Origin of the sequence: Tolypothrix tenuis PCC 7101 (assembly GCF_963874875.1) — a bacterium.
Lineage (GTDB): Bacteria > Cyanobacteriota > Cyanobacteriia > Cyanobacteriales > Nostocaceae > Aulosira > Aulosira tenue.
Genome location: NZ_CAWNJS010000001.1, coordinates 5,779,590 through 5,800,871 on the forward strand (window position 1 = coordinate 5,779,590; position 21,282 = coordinate 5,800,871).

The window sequence follows — 21,282 nt, forward strand, 5'->3', positions numbered from 1 at the left end:
CATGAGACACCCTGGATCGCATCTGGCAAGTCATGAAACTGAGCCGATTTTTGACGGATTTAACCGTTTAAACTAGTATAACTGAAAATTTACGTGAAAATACTGACTTAAATTATTTTGTAGTTGGAACTGTCTTAATGCTTGTTGGTTAAAGGGAAAAAGGGGAATGGTAAAAGGGAAATAAAAAACTCCACCCACAAGGGGATGGAGTTTCCCGCCGACTTCCAATAAAAAACCTTTAACCTGTTCCCCAAAACCAATTTTGAGTTGAAAACGCTTAATTGAGTAGTATTGGAAACTATCTTCAGTGTTAGGCTGAGAGTAAAGCTTTGACTTGACCGAAACGGCGATCGCGTTTTTGGTAACTCAACAAAGCTTGATGAAATGCTTCGGTATCAAAATCTGGCCAGAGAATATCAGTAAAGTACATCTCTGTATAAGCCATTTGCCATAACAGAAAATTACTCAAGCGCATCTCGCCACTAGTACGAATCAGTAAATCTGGTGCTGGAGTATCTGCTGTGTAGAGATATTTTTCTACAAGGTTTTCATTGATTGCTTCTGCACTGAGTTGACCTTGTTGCACTAGTTGCGATATTTGACGACAGGCTTTTGTGATTTCGGTGCGGCTACCGTAGTTGACTGCAACAGTAAAGTGAATTGCTTGATTATGCAATGTTTCTGTCATGGAACGTTCCATTTCTGTTTGCAGAGATGAGGGTAAAGCTGACAAATCGCCAATAAAGGAAATTCTCACGCCTTCTTGATGCATCTGGGCTAACTCGCGGCGTAGCAATCGCTCAAATAAGTGCATGAGAAAGTCTACTTCTTCAATCGGACGCTGCCAATTTTCAGTAGAGAATGCATAGGCGGTGAGGGCTTTGATTCCCCAATCTTTGCAGCAGCGTAATAGTTGTTTGAGGGTGCTTGCGCCTTGGCGATGTCCGGCTATGCGTGGTAATCCTCGGCTACTAGCCCATCTACCGTTACCATCCATAATGACGGCTACGTGTTGGGGAATTTTTTCGGGGTTGAGCTCTGGGGGTAGGGAATTCATGAGATTTTTGGTGTTGATGAATATTATTAAAAGCTCACGTAGAGGAGAGTGTGAGGGGGTTATCAGGTTTCTAGTAGATTATTGAGATACTCTGGAGTGAGGCTGTTGTTCCATGTCCAGAGGCGGTGCATGGTGAGGGTGGAGGTGTATAGTAGGGTGGCTTTGTTGGTGACAGTCCAAGCATTCCAGTTGAGTGTCGCCATCATCCGGCGTAGGGTACGGATGAGGTTGTTACGTTGATAGGTTTGGGAACGGGTTTTGATGAGGGTTTTTCCTACTCGTATGAGTCCGGTATCGGGGAAAGCCCAGACTCCAAAGCCCCAGAATTTAGTCATGTGGTTGATTTCGTCTTTGGTGAGTTCTTCGAGAACATCTTGGAGTGCGCCTGTTGTGTGCGCCATCAACCACAGGTAAAGACAGGTTGCACCATATTCTGTAGCTACGCGATGTAAGCCGTGGCGATATAGGTCTTCTTGGGGATCATCTGTGGGGAGATAGCCTCTGACGATGCGCTGTTTAGGCGTGATTTTTTCACCTGTTAATTGGCTGTAAATCTTCATTAATGCGGGTGTGTGCTGGCGTTCTTCTTTTTCCCACAAGCCAATTTCTTGGAGTTCGCCGCCTTCACCAACTGTTCCACCAACAAACCGCGCCATTTGCGGATGTAATTTCTCTAAATACTTGCGGCTGGTTTGGGTATAACCGCGAATTGGGGCTTCTGTGTCCATTGCACCAATTAAAATGGATAAAAATATTTCTGGGTTTATGCCGATAATTTGATTGCGGTTAATAGCTTGCCAATCGATAGGTTTCCAGGGGCGCGGTTGGGGATTGGGAAACTGTAAAGGTAAATCTTGCAAGCGTTCATGGAGTTTTTCGGCTGCAAGATAGTTATTTATTAGAGAATTAATTCTGTGCTGTATTTGCCAGTAATTTAGACGATAAAAGCTTTGCGCCGCCGATGTTTCTATCTGTGGGCTGGCGGTATTCAGCATAATTTTTATACTTTAACTCTATGCCCAATAGCCTAAGCGATCGCACTTTCTGTTGTCAGTCGGCTGAAGTTGGCAGTTTTATCTGATGTGGTTGCAAAAGTTGGTAAAAAAGTAGGATTCACAGAATCTTATCCGAAAATTGGAGCAGAGGAATTGTAGATTAATCTATAGTTCTCATATTTCACTACCCTCTTCGCTACAGAATGGACGCTGAAGCAGCATTAGCATGGTTAGATACCATAATTCCTGCTCAGACCGGGGAACGGTTGAGCGATTTGCAAAAAGTTATTCTTGTGCAAGTTTGGTTGGGTAGAAAATATTTAGATATTGCCCATGCTTACGGTTGTACGGAAGGACACGTTAAGGATGTGGGTTCGCAGTTATGGAAGTTGCTGTCTCGGGTACTCAGAGAAAAGATTACTAAAAGTAATTGTCGCGCTACTTTAGAACGGGTGCTGAGAAAAACTGCGGCGATATCCGGTCTGATTGATTACTCAAAACCGTCCCAAGTTTCCGCTATTAAACCAGAGGATAGCAATTTTTTGGGTAGAGAAGATGCGATCGCTCACCTGAATACTTTAGTAAATCAGGGGTCGAAAGTCATTGTTATCCAAGGTGAAGGCGGTTTAGGTAAAACTACTCTCGCACAGCAATATTTGCAAAATCAGGGTTTCGAGTTGGTTTTAGAATTGTTGATGGCGAAAGAAACCCATAATATCACCTCAGCGCAACGGGTAGTAGAGGAATGGCTTAAACAAGACTTTGGTGAAGAACCGGGGGTAGAATTTGGTGTAACTTTGGGACGACTCAAGCGCCTACTTCATCAGCGGCGGATTGGGGTGTTAATTGATAATTTAGAACCAGCTTTAGATCAACAAGGAAAGTTAATTCCTCCCCACCGCAACTATTTAGAACTGCTGCGGATTTTAGCTGATGTTAGGGTACAATCTCTCACACTAATTACCAGTCGCGATCGCCTGTGTGAACCAGAACTAAATGTACATCATTATCGGCTTCCAGGTTTAGATCAAAGCGCTTGGCTGAAGTTTTTTCGCAATCGGGGGTTAACTATTGACCTTCCTAGCTTGCAAAAAATACATCGTACCTACGGCGGTAATGCCAAAGCAATGGGTATTCTCGGCGGTGCGATGCAAGCCGATTTTGGCGGTGATATGGCGCTTTATTGGCAACAAAATCATGGCGATCCTTTAGCCGCCACAGATTTAAAAAATTTAGCGGTTAGTCAAATTAATCGTTTGCAATCTCTCGATCCTCAAGCCTATCGTCTGCTGTGCCGTTTAGGTTGTTATCTTTACCAAGATATACCCACTATTCCAGCACAAGGAATATTTTGTTTATTATGGGATGTGCCACTTGCTGAACATCGCCAAGTCATCGCTTCCTTGCAAAATCGTTCTTTAGTAGAGTGCGTTCAAGGTGAATATTGGCTACATCCGGTCATTCAAGCTGAGGCGATCGCGCGTTTACGCATGAGTGATGAGTGGAAAATTACTAACCACAAAGCCGCAGAATTTTGGACAGCTAGTGTTACCCAAATTGCCACCTTTAAAGATGCTTTACAGGCTCTAGAATCCTATTATCACTATATAGAAATTAATGAATTTGAGTTAGCAGGTAAGGTGATTCTTAAGAGTCGTAATAATCAATGGCAGCAGTTTTTACCACTAGGTAGTACTTTATATCGCATGGGTTTAATTCAGCCCATACTCACGGCAATTAATCATATATTAACTCATATTGATGATGAACAAAATATTATCGAATTATACAATATTTTGGGAGATTTATATTGGATAACTGGTGATATTAATCAGGCGCTAACTTGCCAAGAAAAAACTATAAATTTAGCAAAGCAAGCGCTTAAATCACTTGTACATCAGTCAGAAAATAAACATGAAACACTTCACCCACAAGGTGATGGAGTTTTTAGGCATAGGGAACAGGGTATAGGGGATAGAGAAGAATTTACCAATGCCCCATGCCCCATGCCCAAAATGAAGTTTCCCGTCGCTGCCAATAAAGTTTACTATCTGAGAATGTTAGAAGTAGATTCCCTCTTAAGCATTGGTCTTTACAAAATAGATTTGTGGGAATTAGAAGCAGCTTTTGAGTTATTTCAACAAGTAATTTATCTGGCTCAAAATACCGCTCATCATCGCTGGGCAGAAAAAGCTTCTGTGTGTTTAGCTTTAGTTAATTCATCCTTAGGTTTATGTGATGCTGCCCATGAGTTAGCCAATATCGCCTATGAAAATCTTAAAAATGAAAAATTGCTCAAGAATGGCAGCTTTGCTTATTTTATGCAAATTTTAGGACAGACTTATGTAAATTTAGGAGATTTTTCTAAAGCCCATCAAATGTTTCATCAAGTATTGACTTTTGCAGAAGCAAGTCATTATATGCAAGTCAAAGCCAAAACCCTAAATAGTTTAGCAGAAATTTATCGCCAACAAGCAGATTATCAATTAGCTCTTGCCCATCATACAGAAGCAATTGAACTTTTGGATAAAATCGGCGCTAAATGTGACTTAGCAGCAGCTTATTTTCAGTTAGGGTTGACTTACAAAAATTTGAGCAAGATTGATGAAAGTCAAATGTATTTTCATCAAGCAATTCAGCTATTTACGGAAATCAAAGCACCAAAACAAGTTGCGAAAATTTCTCTAATTGCAAGTAGTTAAAATAAAGGAGGCAGAAGAGAGCAAATGGGTAGTAGGGGCACGGCATCAGTAAGATAATTTGATATTCCAAAAGATTGTATATGCCGTGCCCTTACAAAGAATTCATCTGTTGCAAAGTTTATTTGAATTGGTATAAGAATTTTGATAATTAATACTAATTCATATCAGGCGTAATTTTGAATTTTGAATTGGTAAGTTAAACCACATCTAGTTTTCATAATCTGAAATTGTATATTTATTGTGGGGGAGCCACTGTGTTGCGCGGGTTCCCACGGCAGTCCGCTCAAGTCGGGAAACCCGCCCACGCGGCTGCCTCCCCGTTGTAGCAAGTGGCGTTGGGCATCTTGCCAGTGGTGTCAAATTAACGTGAAACCCGCTCTTGTGCAAGGTTTCGCCCTCACCCCCAGCCCCTCTCCCACCAGGAGAGGGGAGCAAGAGATTTAGTTCCCCTTCTCCCTGAGGGAGAAGGGGTTAGGGGATGAGGGCGCGAGGTATTTGTACAACGCCCGCCCTATTAGTTCTGCAATCGCTGTTGTAATCTTGTGTAGCGCTGTTTATCTTCACTGGAGCGCACAGCTAGGGATATGGCTTTTTTCGAGCCAATGACAATTGCCAACTTTTTAGCACGAGTTAGCCCAGTGTAAAACAGGTTCCGCGACAGCATCATATAGTGCTGCATATATAGCGGCAAAATTACCACTGGATACTCACTGCCTTGAGATTTATGAATTGTGGTGGCGAATGCTAGGGATATTTCATCTAACACCCCCAGGAGACTCCCGCCACAGCGTCAGCTTCTCTACGAGACGCTCCGCGAAGGCGGTGAGGATGCCAGTCGCCTGCGGAGGGAAACCCTCCCGCAGCGCTGGCGCAGGAATGGGGAGTCCGCTTGAGATTCACAATGAAGTCGAGTTGTTGCGGAGCAGCAACAGACGACGGGGTGAGCGACGAGTGAGTAAATAAACTTTGGTACATAGGGGGTTTTATGTATTTCACAGATTTAATGGTAAAATGTGAAGCATGGAAAAAGCCTACCGCTACCGTTTTTACCCAACCACCGAGCAAGAACAGATATTGCGCCGGACAATTGGGTGTGTGCGGTTGGTATTCAACAAAGCTTTGGCGGCAAGAACCGAAGCTTGGTATGAGAGTCAACAGAAGGTTGATTACGTTCAGTCTTCTGCTATGTTGACGCAGTGGAAAAAGCTTGATGACCTCAAGTTTTTGAATGAGGTTAGCTGTGTGCCACTGCAACAAGGCTTGAGACATCTGCAAACTGCTTTCACTAATTTCTTTGCAGGTAGGGCTAAATATCCCAACTTTAAAAAGAAACGTAGCGGTGGTAGTGCAGAGTTTACCAAGTCTGCTTTCCGGTGGAAGGATGGACAAGTCTATTTGGCTAAGTGTTCTGAACCATTGCCTATTAAATGGTCTAGACAACTGCCAAAGGGGTGTGAACCTAGTACTATCACAGTTAGGCTTGAACCTTCTGGGCGCTGGTTTGTCAGTTTGCGGATTAATGATCCGACTGACGAAACTTTGCAACCAGTTGATAGTGCTGTAGGGTTGGATGTTGGGGTGAGCAGTCTTGTTACTTTGAGTACGGGTGAGAAGATTGCTAACCCCAAGGCGTTTGACAAGCACTATCAAAAGCTCCAGGTAGCCCAAAAGTCTTTGAGTCGCAAACAGAAAGCTTCTCGTAATCGAGACAAAGCAAGACTCAAAGTTGCCCGCCTTCAAGCCAAAATCTCTGACTCCAGAAAAGACCATCTGCACAAACTGACAACTCGACTGATTCGTGAAAACCAAACGATAGTGGTGGAGGATTTGGCAGTTAAGAATATGGTCAAGAATCACAAACTTGCCCGTGCCATTAGTGATGCTGCATGGGGAGAATTGGTGAGTCAACTGGAATACAAAGCCAAATGGTATGGTCGAACAGTAGTAAAAATTGACCGATGGTTTCCTAGTTCTAAACGCTGTGGCAACTGCGGACATATTGTTGATAAACTGCCGTTGAATGTTAGGGAGTGGGACTGTCCCAATTGTGGAACACACCACGACCGAGACATCAACGCCAGTCGAAATATTTTGGCGGTGGGACACACCGTTAAGGGAGCGCGTTGCGGGGGTTCCCCCCGTTGTAGCGACTCCCGTACAGTCTGTGGAGCGAACATAAGACCTGATGGGCATAAGTCTAAAGGGCAGTTGCAAAAAACCCGTAAGGGAAGGAAACAGAAACCCGAATCGTGAGGTTTGGGAATCCCCCGCTACACCCGTTCGCGGAGCGTTCCGCAGGAAAGGGTTAGCGGTGGGAGGATGTCAATTAGGTCAGCATAATCGTAAACTACTAAGCGCTCGCCATACTGCACTGTCACTTCCTGCTCCTCTGTATCAATACCTGCGATAATTCCCAAATCCCCATTGAAAACTTCGCGGTTGTAGTCATTCATTTGCTGAATAATGCGATCGCCTACACGTAAAGTCATCCCACCTCTAGTAATCTCAACTTTGTCGGGGCTGGGAGGGTTAATTAGCTGTTGCAATACAGTATTGAGGTTGCGAGTACCTACAACACCGCGTGTCATTGGGGAAAGTACTTGCACATCGGTAGCAGCATTAAATCCTAAGCGAGGAATTAAGTCTGTAATCAACTCGCAAATTGTTTGTACTCCATGTTCTGGCTCAAATCCTCCCCCATGCCACAGACAATCAGACACCGGCTGATCGGAAATTGGCTCGATTGTGGGAGATTGTCCGCGATTAATTTGATGTGCGGCGGTAACAATTGCACTTTGCTGGGCTTGCCTAAATACCTGTGTTAAGCGCACTACTGGCACTTGCTGAGAATTAATCAAATCAGCCAGTACTTGCCCTGGCCCCACTGAGGGTAACTGATCGATATCTCCTACTAATAATAGTTGAGCGCCAGCCGCCACAGCATTTATTAAAGAGTATGCTAAGAATAAATCCAGCATTGATGCTTCATCAGCAATAATTGCCTGGTGGGGCAAAGGATTGTGATTGTCGCACTTAAAACTCATGGTTTTTGGTTCAAATTCCAGTAAGCGATGTATTGTCTTCGCTTCTAGCCCAGTCATTTCACCCAGTCTTTGAGCCGCCCTGCCAGTTGGTGCCGCTAAAGCAATAGATTTGCCCATCGCCTTCCATAAGCTGACTATGGTGTGGGTTGTAAAGGTTTTACCTACTCCAGGGCCGCCTGTCAAAATCATTACAGGAGAATAAGCCGCCATTTCTACGGCTTGTTGCTGCTGTTCTGAAAGCTGAATTTTTTGGCTGCTGGTAAATCGCTCTAGCCAAGCCCGCACCCGAGGAATATCTTGTGCTACTGGTTGACTCAAACGCCGAGATATGAGTTGTGCTAAATTTTCCTCAGTGTGGTAGTAAGTTGGCTTATAACACAGTACCGTTTTCTCTGGTGTTTTCTCTCTAATTAAGTCATCTTTGAGTGCCATGTCTTTGATAGTTTGAGCAATGGCAGATTCTTGTGGCTGATGCTCATCAGTGGTGAGTAATTTAATGACACTCTCAGTCAATTCGCTGTCAGGTAAGTAGCAATGCCCATCTTCTGCGGCTGCACTCAAAGCATGAATAATACCTGCACAATATCTAAACTCACTATCTGGCGCAATTCCGATATTACGCGCAATTTTATCGGCAGTCAAAAATCCAATCCCATAGATATCGGCTGCTAGCTGGTAAGGATTTTCTGTAACTTTGGCGATCGCCTGCTCTCCGTACTGCTTGTAAATTTTTACTGCGTATGTAGTAGAAACACCATGCCCTTGCAAAAATACCATGACTTCTTTAATGGCTTTTTGCGTTTCCCAAGCGTTTTTGATTAACTTGATGCGCTTTTTGGCTATCCCTGGAACTTCAATCAATCGCTCAATTTGATGTTCGATAATCTCCAAGGTTTCCTGACCAAAGTGAGCAACAATGCGTTTGGCTGTGACTGGCCCCACACCCTTAATCAGTCCACTACCCAGATACTTTTCAATTCCTGTAAGTGTAGCTGGTTTGGTTTCCTGATAATTGACGACTTGAAACTGCGGGCCATACTGGGGATGATCGCGCCAAAAACCTGTTAGTTGCAGTGTTTGTCCTGGTTGAATATTGGCAAAGCTACCAGTAATTGTGGTCAAGTCTTTGGCATGAGGACGTACCAGCCGCGCTACAGTGTAGCCTGATTCCTCTGAGTAAAAAGTCAGGCGTTCTACTACTCCAGTGATGGTTTCGTAGTTAGGTGAGGCGTTGATTGTTTGCTGTTGATGGGTTGGGGAAGTGGACATTGCTCAATTAAAAATGCCGCACATCATTATAAGCATAGAAATAAAATTATTATAGTACATGAGTACTAAATGTTAACGGGCATTGGGCATTGGGCATTGGGCATGGGAAATTGGGCATGGGAAATTGGGTATTTCTTTTCTCCCCCTCTGCTTCCTCTGCTTCCTCTGCCCCCTGCCTCCTCATCCCTCTGCTCACCAACGCAACTGTATATTTTTATTAGCCCAAAGCCCCTATCTCTTTCAACAGAGCCAAATGCTTACTCACAGGAGCCAGGGTATTAGCAACAATCATCCCACTAGCGGCAACAGCTGGTAAACCGATGCCAGGGAATGTGGAATCGCCGCAGCACATCAACCCGGCTAAGGGTGTACCATGACCAGGAAATAAACCAGAGGCGGCAGAAATTGCAGGGCCGTAAGAACCACGATGACGACGTAAAAAACGTTCGTGGGTAAGAGGTGTACCAACCAAGGTGATTTCGCAACGGGTGCGGATATCGGGAATGATGCGTTCTAAAGCTTGCCACATTACCTCAGCACGCGATCGCTTTTGTTGTTCATATTCCTGACTTCTCCTATCCATTCCTTGCCAAAGTTTGTAGGGTTCATTACCAGGGGTATATACATGAATTACGTGCTTACCTGGGGGTGCAAGGGATGGATCGAGAATTGAGGGGATTGATACCAGCACAACATTTTGCGGTGCAGTGATACCCAATTGCCAATCATTGACCACAATATAATGGCAAGCTAAATCTGCTGGTAAACCTTGAGCATCAATACCTAAATGCAGATGCATAAAGCTGTCACATTCTGGTGTGGCTTGGCGTTGGTTGCGAAATTTTTCTGGTAAAGCCCCTTGTGGTAGTAATTTCAATGTATCCCACACCGCAGCATTAGACACAACCGCCCGCCGTGCGCGAATTTCTGCACCATCACGCAACCTCACACCTACTGCTCTATTTCCTTCTACCAAAACTTGCTCAACATGAGCGCCTAACATTAATTTTCCGCCATGTTTTTCTAGTCCTTGCACCAGTGCATTGACCAAAGCACCACTACCACCGACAGGGTAATCTAAAGTTACTCCGGGTTTGTACCAGTCGGCAAACATAAATGCCACTTCGGCGGCGTTAGTCCCTGATGCTGGTAGTCCCGAGAGCAGAAAACATAGTAAGTTTAGCCAATTGCTAATGAAGCGATCGCGGACAACATCATCCATAATGCGGGAGAAGGGCCCCGTTAATTTCATCATATTGCCAGCGTGTTGAGCCAGAGATGGCGCAAATCTGCCCACAGTTAAAGCCGCACCTATATCCCAGCGTAATGCAGCTGAAGGGAGAGCGATCGCAGCTTGGGCTAGTGGTGTCATCACCTCTTGCAAGCGTCGCCATTCAGACACCGCATCTTCTCCCCGCAGCCTAGCCAGGACTTCACAAAACTGTTCTGCACCAACAGATGTATCAAAATCACCCTCCGGTAGGCGACAGCCCCAAGTATCATAGGTCACACAAGGCAAATCAACCCCAATTACATCTAATACTTGTCGCAAAGGATTCACAGAAGGACTGTCAGACAACCCAGAATAAAGAGAAGGCCCCGAATCAAACTTAAATCCTTGACGTTCAAAACTGTGCGCCGCCCCACCCGCAATTGTATGACTCTCACACACAATCACATCAAAGCCATAGCGAGCCAGAACAGCCGCACAACTCAAACCTCCTATACCGCTACCAATTACAACTACATCTGTTTGGTTCATAGCCACTAGTCATGAGTGCATAGTCCATACTTATTGTGCCAAGTCTTGCACAGTCAACATCGGCGGCTAGTTTTTGTATTTGCAAGTTCCTTGGGCGATCGCTAAATCTTCAAAATCACTTCATCAAAATTGAGCAAAATCTGAGAAAAAGACGCAAAAATAGCGTTTTGGCAATTTGGCAGATCAATAATTTTGAACACTGATATTTTCTGGATTGTGCAACAGGAATGACAGAAGTTTTCAATTACTTCTGTACTTCCTAAAAGACATGAATTGCAACTAGTGATTTCAACCAGATGTAACAGTGTCGGTGCATAATCAGCTTCAACAGGAGATTATATCGTGTCCCGGTTAATTAAACGTCGTCAATTCCTGCAAGCAACCCTTGCAGCTAGCGCCAGTGTAGGAATGTCCTCTGTTCGCTCTGCCGCTTTTGGTGGGCAAGAATATGTAGAGGCGCTGGTTATCGGTAGTGGTTTTGGTGGTGCAGTCGCAGCATTACGCCTTGGTCAAGCAGGAATAGAAACCGTTGTCTTGGAAAGAGGACGAAGATGGCCAATCACCGATGCAGGTGATACTTTCTGCACATACCAGAATCCCGATGGTCGCTCAACTTGGTTAAGCCCAACAACAGTTGTCTTCAATCAAACTCCGATCAATGTCTATACTGGTGTTCTCGATATTAAGGTAGGTGATGGCATCAATGTTTATCGTGGAGCCGGGGTAGGGGGTGGTTCGTTGGTCTACAACGCTGTCAGCTATCAACCAACTCCAGAACTTTTTTGCCAAGTCTTTCCGCGCAGTATCAAATATCAGGAAATGGATGAAGTGTACTATCCAAGAGTACGTTCTATTCTTCAACCATCTCCTATCCCAGATGAGATTCTCAAGACTGACTACTATTTGGCCAGCCGCATTTTACAAGAACAAGCTACCAAAGCTGGTTTAAAATCCCGCAAGCTCGATATAGCTGTTGATTGGGATATCGTTAGACAAGAAATTGCTGGACAAAAGGTTGCTTCAGCGATTCTCGGTCAAGTTTACTACGGCATTAACAGTGGTGCGAAAAAGAGTTTAGACCGCAATTATCTCCGCATGGCAGAAGCTACTGGTCATGTGGAAATCCGACCTCTACACGTCGTAACGACGATAGAAGAATATCAGGCTGGGCGTTTTCGGGTTACCTGCAATCAAATCAATGAGCAGGGAGTTGTACAGTACCAAAAATCCTTTGTTTGTAATTACCTGTTTTTGGCAGCTGGTTCCATTGGTACCACAGAATTATTGTTGCGTGCCAAGCACAACCGCACTTTGCGCCGTTTGAACGATCAAGTCGGAAAATTTTGGGGAACTAATGGTGATTCTGTGGCTGCGATCGTCACCTCTGGACAAACTAATTCTACATTAGGTGGGCCAGCAACCATAGTCATTGAACATCTTGACAATCCCATCGCCCCAATAATTACTGAGCAGCTTCCTTTCCCCATTGTCCCGCAAGGTGTATTGGCTCCGGTGGCACTAGCAATTACTAAGCCAGAGGGCTATCTTACCTACAATCCTGTTAAGCAATCAGCTAATTTATTCTGGCCGAAAAACTCAGCTAATAATCAAAAAATTGCTCAAGCGAATCTATATACTTACCAAAAGATGAATCTAGCTAATGGTACTAGTTTTGGTAGAGAGCTAGACTTTAGCTCCACAGCTCATCCTCTTGGTGGTGCAACGATGAATGCTGTATGTAACACTTATGGACAGGTTCACGGCTATCCCAACTTATTTGTTGTTGATGGTTCTCTGATTCCAGGTTCAACTGCTTGTACTAACCCATCCCTAACTATCGCAGCCTTAGCAGAACGATGCATGGATCGCTTTCTCAACAAGACTTCTAAAACTAAGGAATGGGAGCGATAATAGCAGCTAGAGATTAAAATTTAGGGACTAGAGAAGAGAATTTTTTATATTTGGATTGTGAGATTTTCTTTAGCTAACAGCAATTTGAAAAAATAATGCAAAAATTCAGAAGGGCACAACATTGTTGTGCCCTTCTGAAGAATTTAATCTTATCCTAAAAAATCGTAATTCTTGTCAGGATAAGTATAGCTTTAAGCTGTGTAATAACTACCATTGAGAGAAAGGATGTTGAGCTAAATTACTATTAAAATACTTAGGAACATGGGAAACTTCTTCGCCAATCCAAAGTGGTAGTTCAAATTGCTGTTGCTCGTGGCTGAGTTCAACTTCTGCTAATATCAATCCTTTATTAACACCATCAAACTCATCTATTTCCCATATTAAATTACCGTATGCTATTTTGTAGCGAGTTTTTTCTATTAGAGGCTTTTCGCACAAAGTATTTAGCATTTCGCGAGCATCTTCTAGTGGAATGGGATATTCAAACTCTGACCTACTATATTGAATAGTTGCGCCCTTAATTGTTAAATATGCCTGGTTACCTGCTATCCGAACGCGGACAGTTGCTTCTTTTTTTGTAGAAATATATCCTTGAATATATAAACTACCCTCAGCTAGGTTTCTCCAACTATCTCCTTGAACTAGAAATTTTCTCTCGATTTCTGCTGCCATTGGAATTTAAAATAGATGTCATAGATATTTAAATTTACCAATAAGTCGTAAATGGTGGCAACCAAAATATCTATTGAATTTGATTTCTGAAAAATCTCAGCAAAAGCTTTGGTGGTGCGTTACGCCAAGGCTAACGCACCCTACTTCTTAGACATGATAGTAGTTACAATTTAGCTGTGTTAACTCTGCCATATCATGCTTTACATACCGTTTGTATTGGGAGTAATTCCTAATTCTTTTTTAGATTTTTTTAACTGCTTCCAGATTTTTTTTATTTGCCGATAAGCTTCGTCTGGTGAAAGTTTACCGCTAGTTTCCAAGCAGGAGATATAAGTGATTTTTTGAGAAAACTCTTGGAGATTGGCATTGAATAATAAGTTCTCTGGTGTTATTTGACCATAGTAACGACTGCGAGGATAGATAAAGTTTTCTTTGATAATGCGGTTTGATTCTGTCATAATAACCCCTTGTCTCTCAGAAAAAAATCAATAATTATCTAAAAATCTGAATTCACAATCACTATCCTTAACTACTGTAAATCATTATTGAGGTTGATTGGAGCGCACCATGAAAGCTGGAGAAACTTGCTCTGTTTAAATCCACATTGAGCAGGAAGGTTTCCTGATAGCGTTCCTATAAGTTTTATTACGCCATCAGCCGCAGACTGCAATAAACTTACCATTATTAGTTTTTCTAATTACTTCTGAGACTTATACTTATCATGCCTAGAATCATTGCCAAAAATCTTGAGATATGTAAATTTCTCAGCGATTTTAGCATTGCTAAACCCCTAAAATTTCCCGCTTAGGTATTTTTGCTAGGATGAAACTGCTATGGCATGATCCATCTGTCAGCTAAACTGAATTATTGAAGAGATCGCTTGTTTCATCTGTTGGATGCGTTAGTAGCGAAGGACACCTGTAGCAATGCTTTTTATGTATTACGGCTTTCACCTAACACAAGCTATGAAACTTAATCTTTGGGCAAATTTGAACTAGCGATCGCAAAGCACGTACAATCATGTTCGGTTATCACTCATCTGCATCTAATAGTGATTAGTCAGAATGTATTGGTGCAAGCAATTGCACTGTTACAAATTGACTAATTGTGCTTAAATTATTTAAATCAATATTAAACTTGCTTACCTATTTTATTTCTAAAGATAGAGACATTTTCCAAAAGTTGCAGCACACTGGTAAGAGCAACTTTTAGTTCCAATTATGGTGTGAAAATGTGGCTAAAATATGGTGTAGATAGAGATGGTATATTAGTAAGTATTGAAGATATCAGTAGTGGTAAAACTACACTTAAGTGCCCTTATTGTCAGGGTGATTTAATTGCTAAGAAAGGCAAGGTTAAAGAACATCATTTTGCTCATAATGAAGAGACTTGCCGCCCTGTAGCTAACCGAGAATTTCCCACTCTGCCACTGTATGATAATTTTAATATTCAACTATCAGGTAAGGATGTGGCACAGTTAAAATTACTGTGGCAGGAGTACGGAGCGCAAAATTATCCCATAAGTTCTTACTTAGTTACTCCTGGGTTACTCAAAGCAGAGATGTTGAAAAAAAATGTGTATTTCAGTCCGCCTGAATATGAATTTACGGAATTAGGTAAAATTCCTGCGGGGGCGTTAGAATTAACGCTATTCAACGAAGTTCAAGAACCCCTATTACTGAAAAAACTTTTGAAACTACAGTTAGCTGCAGAACACGCACTGCACAAAAATACTCCTGATTTAGCATCCAGGCTCACTGATTTAAAACTCTACCGCGCGCAACTCAAACGTATCTTATCTTGTACATTATATTTTTTAGAAGTTCAAACTAATAAAGGAACCCTCTATAAAATAGGAGTAACTGAGCGGCAAATAACTGAAAGACTAGCAGAAGTCAAAAAAGATTTACTCGCACATTACCAAAATGTTGCTATTAAGGTATTAGGAACCTGGGCTAATCGTGGCAATGTAGAATTATATTTCAAATATTGTTATCGTGAATTTAATTACAGGATACACAGTTTAACAGAATATTATAAATTTAATCCAGAAGAGATTTTAATCGTGCTGAACGACTTGCAACAAATGAAACTTAAAGTACTTTCGCAAATAGAAATAGATATTCTTGCTGAGAACTCTCGTTTAATTCCAATTGCTGTTTAATTAGCTCATACCATTGTTAATAGTAGGTAGGGGAAATGGCAACGCCCAGTGTTGTCAACTTAACGTGAAACCCTCTTGGTTGCAAGGTTTCGCCCTCACCCTGTGCCCCTCTCCCTCAGGGAGAAGGGAGCAAGAGATTCAATTCCCCTTCTCTCTCAGGGAGAAGGGGTTAGGGGATGAGGGCGTGAGGGATTTGTACAACACCCGCCGTATATAGCTTTTAGATTAAGTTGACACGTATGGGCAACGCCCTTGCCCTCTAGAAATATTGATGTGTCGCAAACATTAACTGTTTTCTTTGTACGGACTCAGCACTATTTCGTAGAGGGTGATTTATTTACCTGCAAATAGCTGTACATTAGGCGTGAGGTTGTTTCCAGAGAATCGCTGCCCAAGTTAGCTTATCTAAATATTTATTGATTTTTGCAATATTCACATATATTTTTTACAATTCGTTCATAATTTATCCATAGAAAAATAGATAAAATTTATACTTTCATAACTTGTTTATTTCTTTACTCCTACTTAGAAGTAAATAGTATGATCTTCATCACTACTTAATTTAAATATGCTGATTTATATCATTGTATTAACAGTCTAAGTGATTGATATTTGAAAAGGAGATTCCAACTATTGCTTGCTTAAAATTATGAATAAGAAATGGGCTGTTAAACGCATCACAATTAATCTCACATCCAACGAAGCCGAGAAACTTGAAAAATACTGCAATGTCACAGGTAGACCTGCTACTGATGTGATTCGGGAATTAATTCGCTCTTTAAAAACTGAAGTACCGGAGAAAGATAGTTGAGAAATTTAGCAAATACTGTAGGCGGAGATCAATACAGTTCGGTTAAGGGGAAAGGGAACCAGGGAAAAGGATTGAATTAACCCTTACCCCTTTTCCCAAATCACAAGGGAGATGCAAAATACTTATCCGAACCGTATTTGGGCAGCGATGATACTTGTTTAAATAAGAATTAAGTTTGATGCCAAATTATGTAATTTTAAAAAAAGAACGCGACAGATGGGTCGGGGCACGGCACCAGTAAGATAATTTTGATATCTCAAATTTGATATCTCAAAAGATTATGAATGCCGTGCCCCGACAAAAAATTTATCTGTCGCTAACCTTTTTTGAATTGGGATTACGAAGAAACTGGGCATGAGGTAGCAGTCATGGAAGAGTTGGGTACACCACTCGGTACTCCTGCTATGAGTGCAATTTGACCATCTGCAGTTCTAACCCATCCTTGCGCTTCGACCATAATCTCGGAACTGGAATCTAAACTTTTGATTTCTTCTTCTATTCGTGCGTTTGGGGAACTTGTTCGATCCAATGTTGCTAGTTCAATTAAGTTGAAAGTGCCTGTCATGGGGTCGAAAGTACTAGGGGGTAAACTACCGCGTCCAGTAATGATAAATTTTCCTAAAGGTTTGGCATTTGGGCCTTGAGGGCACACTTGAGCAAATTTAGTACTAGCATCAATGACATTAGAAGGTAGTTCGATGATTCCTTGGGTGCGTTGCAATTCAGGTTGATTGATATCAATTTGCCCTTGCACACCTAATTCCGAACTGGCAGTAATTTCACTTCGGTCTGTTGGGAAAGAAGCTGGCAGGATACCAAATAATCCTTCGGTGTTGATGGTGACGTTACCACCGTTACCTGTAAAAGCATTGGCGCGGATATCACTGTTTTCTTTGGCAACAGCTACGATCGCAGTGGCATTAATGGTAATGTTACCGCCGTTACCCGCACCTTGGCTAATCCCTGCGGTGGCGGAAACGTTACCACCACGCCGCAGCAGCAGTAAATCGGTGTTAAGCGTCATGTTTCCACCATCAGCGGCAAAAGATTCTGCATCGATTGTGCCTTGGTCTTTTACACTGATGCGTGGTGAGTTTACTGTCAAATTTCCTGCCTTTCCCTGACCGCGACTACGAACTGACAGAGCACTGGGAGTAGCATTTATATTAGAAATTCCTGTCACTTCTACAGCATCTCTAACATTAATGACCAGATTACCACCGCTGCCGGTACTTTTCTCGAATGTATCTGCAGCTATAACGCCACCACGGACAATTAAGCGTTTGGCATTTAAGGCTAAATTCCCTGCATTGCCAGAACTATTTGTAGATGTAGCGATCGCACTAACAAACTTATCATTTTGAGAAGTACCAACAACTTCTACCAGATCGTCAGCATCAATAGTTAGAGAACCTCCCTTACCTGAACTAACTGTAGCAGTTAATATTTGTGCCCCATCTTTAACTAGTAGGGAATCCGTTTTTAATGTCAAATCTCCTGCATCCCCCGTTGATTTTTGTATTGCCGAAGTAAACAAACCACTCCGACCATTAGGGCTGAAACCAATTAGTTGCATGTCTTGCGCTTCAATAGTTACAGAACCACCTTTTCCAGCGCCTATGGTAACAGTTAATATTTGAGCTCCATCTTTAAGAAGCAAGGAATGAGTTTTGAGTGTCAAATCGCCTGCATCCCCTGTAGAGTTTTGTAATGCGGAAGTAATCAAACCACTGGGAAACTGACCATTAGAACTGACACCAATTAGTTGCACGTTTTGAGCCTCAATAGTTATAGAACCACCCTTCCCCACACCAACTGTACCAGCACCTACTTGTCCCCCTTCTTTGGCAAGCAAGGAATCAGTTTTTATTGTTAAATTGCCTGCATTTCCTGTTGAGTTTCTGTCTGAGGAAGCAAACAAGCCACTACCCGTACCAATCAGTTGTATGTCTTTAGCATCAACACTCAACAAACCCCCCTTACCAGCGCCAAATGTAGTAGTTAATACTTGTGCTCCCTCCTTAAGCCGCAAGGAATGAGTTTTGAGTGTCAAATCTCCTGCATTTCCTGTTGAGTTCCGCTGTGAGGAAGCCGCTAAGGCACTACGACCAATAAGTTCTATTTGTTGAGCATCAATAGTTAAGGAACCACCCTTACCTGCCCCAAATGTAGTAGTAGCTACTTGTGCCCCATCTTTGAGCAGCAAGGAATGAGCTTTGAGTGTCAAATCTCCTGCATCCCCTGTTGAGTTTGGCTGTGTACTAGTAAATAAGCCACTACCTCTATCAATCAGTTGTATGTCTTGAGCATTAACAGTTAAAGAACCTGCTTTACCCGCACCAAATGTAATAGCACCCACTTGTGCCCCACCTTGAACTTGCAACTTGCTAGTTCTAAGATTGACATCACCTCCCTGCCCTTTTGCTTCTGGTTGTACAGCATTAAAAATTAAACTAATAGTGTTAAGATTGACGGCAATACTAGCATTGATATCGATATTTCCTGCTTGACTGCTATCAGAACCCATCCCACTTGCTATGCCTGCATTGAGGGCACTTTCGCCTGTCATTTCTAAATTCCGAGCATTTACCGCAATACTTCCGCGATCGCCTGCAGTAACATCTACTTGAGCAGCATTGCTGAGAAAAATATCACTTCTTTCTACGCCATCGGGAAAACTTAAACTGAGATTCTGTCTATCTGCATTTAATCCCACTGTTCCCACACCAGCCAAACCGCCTAACTCGACTCGCCCACCAAAAGCGTATAAATTTCCGCCATCCATTTGGATGTCGCCACCAACTAACAGCAAACTATTACCATCGGGTACGCGCAAACCCTCAGCAATAAAACTAGAAGATGGATCTAACCCAGAAGGCGCAACGGAGTTATTCGCGATCGCACCCTTGGTAATTTGGTTAAATAACAATGCATCAGGCTTGATAGTTAATAAGGGTGGTGCTTCGGGATTAGTAGCACTGAAGTTGCCTATTGTGCCAAAGCGAACTGCATTTGCTGTTGTGGCGACAAACGAACCACCAATATCCAACCTTGCATTAGCACCAAATAAAATCCCATTGGGGTTGATTAAGAAGAGATTGGCACTGCCTTGGGTTCCCAAAGTTCCGAAAATATTAGAAGCTTGAGTGCCTGTCACCCTTGTTAAAATATTCTCAACTCCATTCGGGTTGGCGAAATAAACTCTTTGCCCATCGTTAATATTAAATTGACTGAAGCTGTGAAAAAGATTGCTGCCTCGCCTAGCACCACCTTCAATGAGATCACCATTTGCGCCATTAATCAAAATATTAGGTCTAACAAGAGAACTTTCTGCGCCTAACGTGTTATCTGGGGTAAGTTGAGCGCGAACAGATGTGCTTGTCAATACTAAAACACCGCAGAACAGCAACAACTCAAACCCGTTCTGTCTTCTCAAATGGGGATGAATGCGCTCTTGTGAGTGACGGTTGTGGTGATGCATAGATGTGGTTGGGACTGGAATTACGCTATTGAACTATATTTCTGCCTTGATTTAACTTATGCATAATTTGGGTGACAGTAGAAAAGAAGCTGTCACGTCGCTTCTCTTAAGGAGACGCTGCGCGATCGCTCCAAATTCCCAATTCAAAATTCAAGCACGACCAGGATAAATCTGGGTGCTTGAATTGCTTCAGGGGAAATTGCAAGCATCGCTGCTTAGGTTGCCAAAAAGCAGTAGTTTATTCAATTAAATGTAAATTTAGGTGCCAATACCGTGAAGTTATCTCTGGGAAAGCGATCGCCAACTTTCCAAGTAATAACTTTTACAGGGTATAAGTATTACACTGTGAAATAATATATCCCACAAATAGGAAATATGGCTAAAATCATCGTTACAGGAGCAGCTGGATTTATTGGTTCTCATCTGGCAGAAGCATTACTCCAACAAGGTCAAGAAGTAATTGGTATTGATGAAGTTAATGATTACTATGACCCAATATTTAAGCGCAAAAATCTGGCACACTTACAAGTATTTCCTAACTTTACATTTATTGAAGAAGATATTCAGTTATTAGATTGGCCAGCACTACTTCAGGATGTGGAGGTAGTTTACCATCAAGCAGCGCAAGCGGGAGTTAGAGCCAGTTGGGGTAAAGGCTTCCGCGCTTATACCGAACGCAATCTTAATGCTACACAAGTTTTACTAGAAGCTGCTAAAGATGCCAAAAACTTGCAAAGGCTGGTATTTGCTTCCACATCCAGCGTTTATGGTGATGCAGAAACTCTACCCACTCACGAAGGAATTCCACCTCGGCCTGTTTCTCCTTATGGTATTACCAAGTTAGCAGCCGAGCGTTTGTGTGGGTTGTATCACAAAAACTTTGGTGTACCTTTTGTATCCTTACGCTACTTTACAGTTTACGGGCCAAGACAGCGCCCGGATATGGCATTCCACAAGTTTTTCAAAGCGGCTTTAGCAGATGAAGCCATTCCCGTTTTTGGTGATGGACAGCAAACGCGAGACTTTACCTTTATTAATGACGCTGTCGCCGCTAATTTAGCCGCCGCCACTGCACCTAATGCGATTGGCGAAATATTCAATATTGGTGGTGGTAGCAGAGTAGTGTTAGCAGAAGTCTTAGCGACGATGGAAGAAATAATTGGCAAACCCATCAAAAGAAACCATATAGAAAAAGCAATGGGAGATGCGCGCCACACTGCTGCTGATGTATCTAAAGCGCGGGAAATTCTAGGATATCAGCCCAAAGTTTCCCTCAAAGAAGGTTTGACCCAGGAATGGCATTGGATCAAGGCTTTGTATAGTTAAAAATTGACTGCGATCGCAAATACAGCAATTGAGTTTTCAACAATAGTAAATGCGATCGCAAAAGCAGTAAATGAGATCCCAAATACAG

13 protein-coding genes and 1 pseudogene are annotated in these 21,282 nt (G+C 42.6%); 6 read left to right on the plus strand and 8 right to left on the minus strand.

Annotation, left to right across the window (positions count from 1 at the left end):
• Positions 1-310: 310 nt before the first annotated feature.
• Positions 311-1,057: an isoprenyl transferase gene (locus tag AACU25_RS22800; protein WP_096579553.1), complete on the minus strand. Its 747-nt coding sequence runs from the start codon at positions 1,055-1,057 to the stop codon at positions 311-313.
• A gap of 62 nt (positions 1,058-1,119) precedes the next feature.
• Positions 1,120-2,052, minus strand: a complete 933-nt coding sequence (locus AACU25_RS22805) for a hypothetical protein (RefSeq protein ID WP_096579555.1) — start codon at positions 2,050-2,052, stop codon at positions 1,120-1,122.
• A gap of 203 nt (positions 2,053-2,255) precedes the next feature.
• On the opposite strand from AACU25_RS22805, the gene AACU25_RS22810 reads away from it, so the two are divergent.
• Entirely contained in the window at positions 2,256-4,754 is a 2,499-nt protein-coding gene (locus tag AACU25_RS22810; RefSeq protein ID WP_096579557.1) for a helix-turn-helix domain-containing protein, read from the plus strand.
• A 514-nt stretch (positions 4,755-5,268) separates the two neighbouring features.
• On the opposite strand, the pseudogene AACU25_RS22815 reads toward AACU25_RS22810, so the two are convergent.
• Positions 5,269-5,517: pseudogene (locus tag AACU25_RS22815) on the minus strand (ATP-binding domain-containing protein); the annotation flags it as partial.
• A 257-nt stretch (positions 5,518-5,774) separates the two neighbouring features.
• On the opposite strand from AACU25_RS22815, the gene AACU25_RS22820 reads away from it, so the two are divergent.
• The gene (locus tag AACU25_RS22820) at positions 5,775-7,007 is read left to right on the plus strand and encodes an RNA-guided endonuclease InsQ/TnpB family protein (protein WP_096579561.1); all 1,233 of its coding nucleotides are present in this window, start codon (positions 5,775-5,777) and stop codon (positions 7,005-7,007) included.
• 17 nt (positions 7,008-7,024) lie between these two features.
• Here AACU25_RS22820 and recD2 read toward each other — a convergent pair whose 3' ends face one another.
• Together recD2 and AACU25_RS22830 are read right to left on the minus strand one after the other, a co-directional pair.
• Entirely contained in the window at positions 7,025-9,067 is a 2,043-nt protein-coding gene (gene recD2, locus AACU25_RS22825; RefSeq protein WP_321206698.1) for an SF1B family DNA helicase RecD2, read from the minus strand.
• A gap of 217 nt (positions 9,068-9,284) precedes the next feature.
• Positions 9,285-10,829, minus strand: a complete 1,545-nt coding sequence (locus AACU25_RS22830) for a phytoene desaturase family protein (protein ID WP_096579563.1) — start codon at positions 10,827-10,829, stop codon at positions 9,285-9,287.
• Positions 10,830-11,171: 342 nt separating this feature from the next.
• Here AACU25_RS22830 and AACU25_RS22835 point away from each other — a divergent pair, with 342 nt between their 5' ends.
• The gene (locus tag AACU25_RS22835; RefSeq protein WP_096579565.1) at positions 11,172-12,740 is read left to right on the plus strand and encodes a GMC oxidoreductase; all 1,569 of its coding nucleotides are present in this window, start codon (positions 11,172-11,174) and stop codon (positions 12,738-12,740) included.
• A 207-nt stretch (positions 12,741-12,947) separates the two neighbouring features.
• On the opposite strand, the gene AACU25_RS22840 is transcribed toward AACU25_RS22835, so the two are convergent.
• Both AACU25_RS22840 and AACU25_RS22845 read right to left on the minus strand, forming a co-directional pair.
• Positions 12,948-13,412, minus strand: a complete 465-nt coding sequence (locus AACU25_RS22840) for a CYTH domain-containing protein (RefSeq protein WP_096579567.1) — start codon at positions 13,410-13,412, stop codon at positions 12,948-12,950.
• A gap of 200 nt (positions 13,413-13,612) precedes the next feature.
• The gene (locus AACU25_RS22845; RefSeq protein ID WP_096579569.1) at positions 13,613-13,870 is read right to left on the minus strand and encodes a DUF7219 family protein; all 258 of its coding nucleotides are present in this window, start codon (positions 13,868-13,870) and stop codon (positions 13,613-13,615) included.
• A gap of 773 nt (positions 13,871-14,643) precedes the next feature.
• Here AACU25_RS22845 and AACU25_RS22850 point away from each other — a divergent pair.
• On the plus strand, positions 14,644-15,576 hold the full coding sequence (locus tag AACU25_RS22850) for a GIY-YIG nuclease family protein (RefSeq protein ID WP_096579571.1): 933 nt from the start codon (positions 14,644-14,646) through the stop codon (positions 15,574-15,576).
• Positions 15,577-16,225: 649 nt separating this feature from the next.
• Entirely contained in the window at positions 16,226-16,387 is a 162-nt protein-coding gene (locus AACU25_RS22855; RefSeq protein WP_096579573.1) for a ribbon-helix-helix protein, CopG family, read from the plus strand.
• 337 nt (positions 16,388-16,724) lie between these two features.
• Here the strand turns inward: AACU25_RS22855 and AACU25_RS22860 are convergent, their stop codons facing one another.
• Complete coding sequence (locus AACU25_RS22860) at positions 16,725-19,868, minus strand: two-partner secretion domain-containing protein (protein ID WP_096579575.1); 3,144 nt, start codon at positions 19,866-19,868, stop codon at positions 16,725-16,727.
• A 375-nt stretch (positions 19,869-20,243) separates the two neighbouring features.
• Between AACU25_RS22860 and AACU25_RS22865 the strand changes: the two genes are divergently transcribed.
• A complete protein-coding gene (locus tag AACU25_RS22865) occupies positions 20,244-21,194 on the plus strand; it encodes an NAD-dependent epimerase/dehydratase family protein (RefSeq protein WP_096579577.1) in 951 nt (316 codons plus the stop codon).
• The last annotated feature ends 88 nt before the right edge of the window (positions 21,195-21,282 follow it).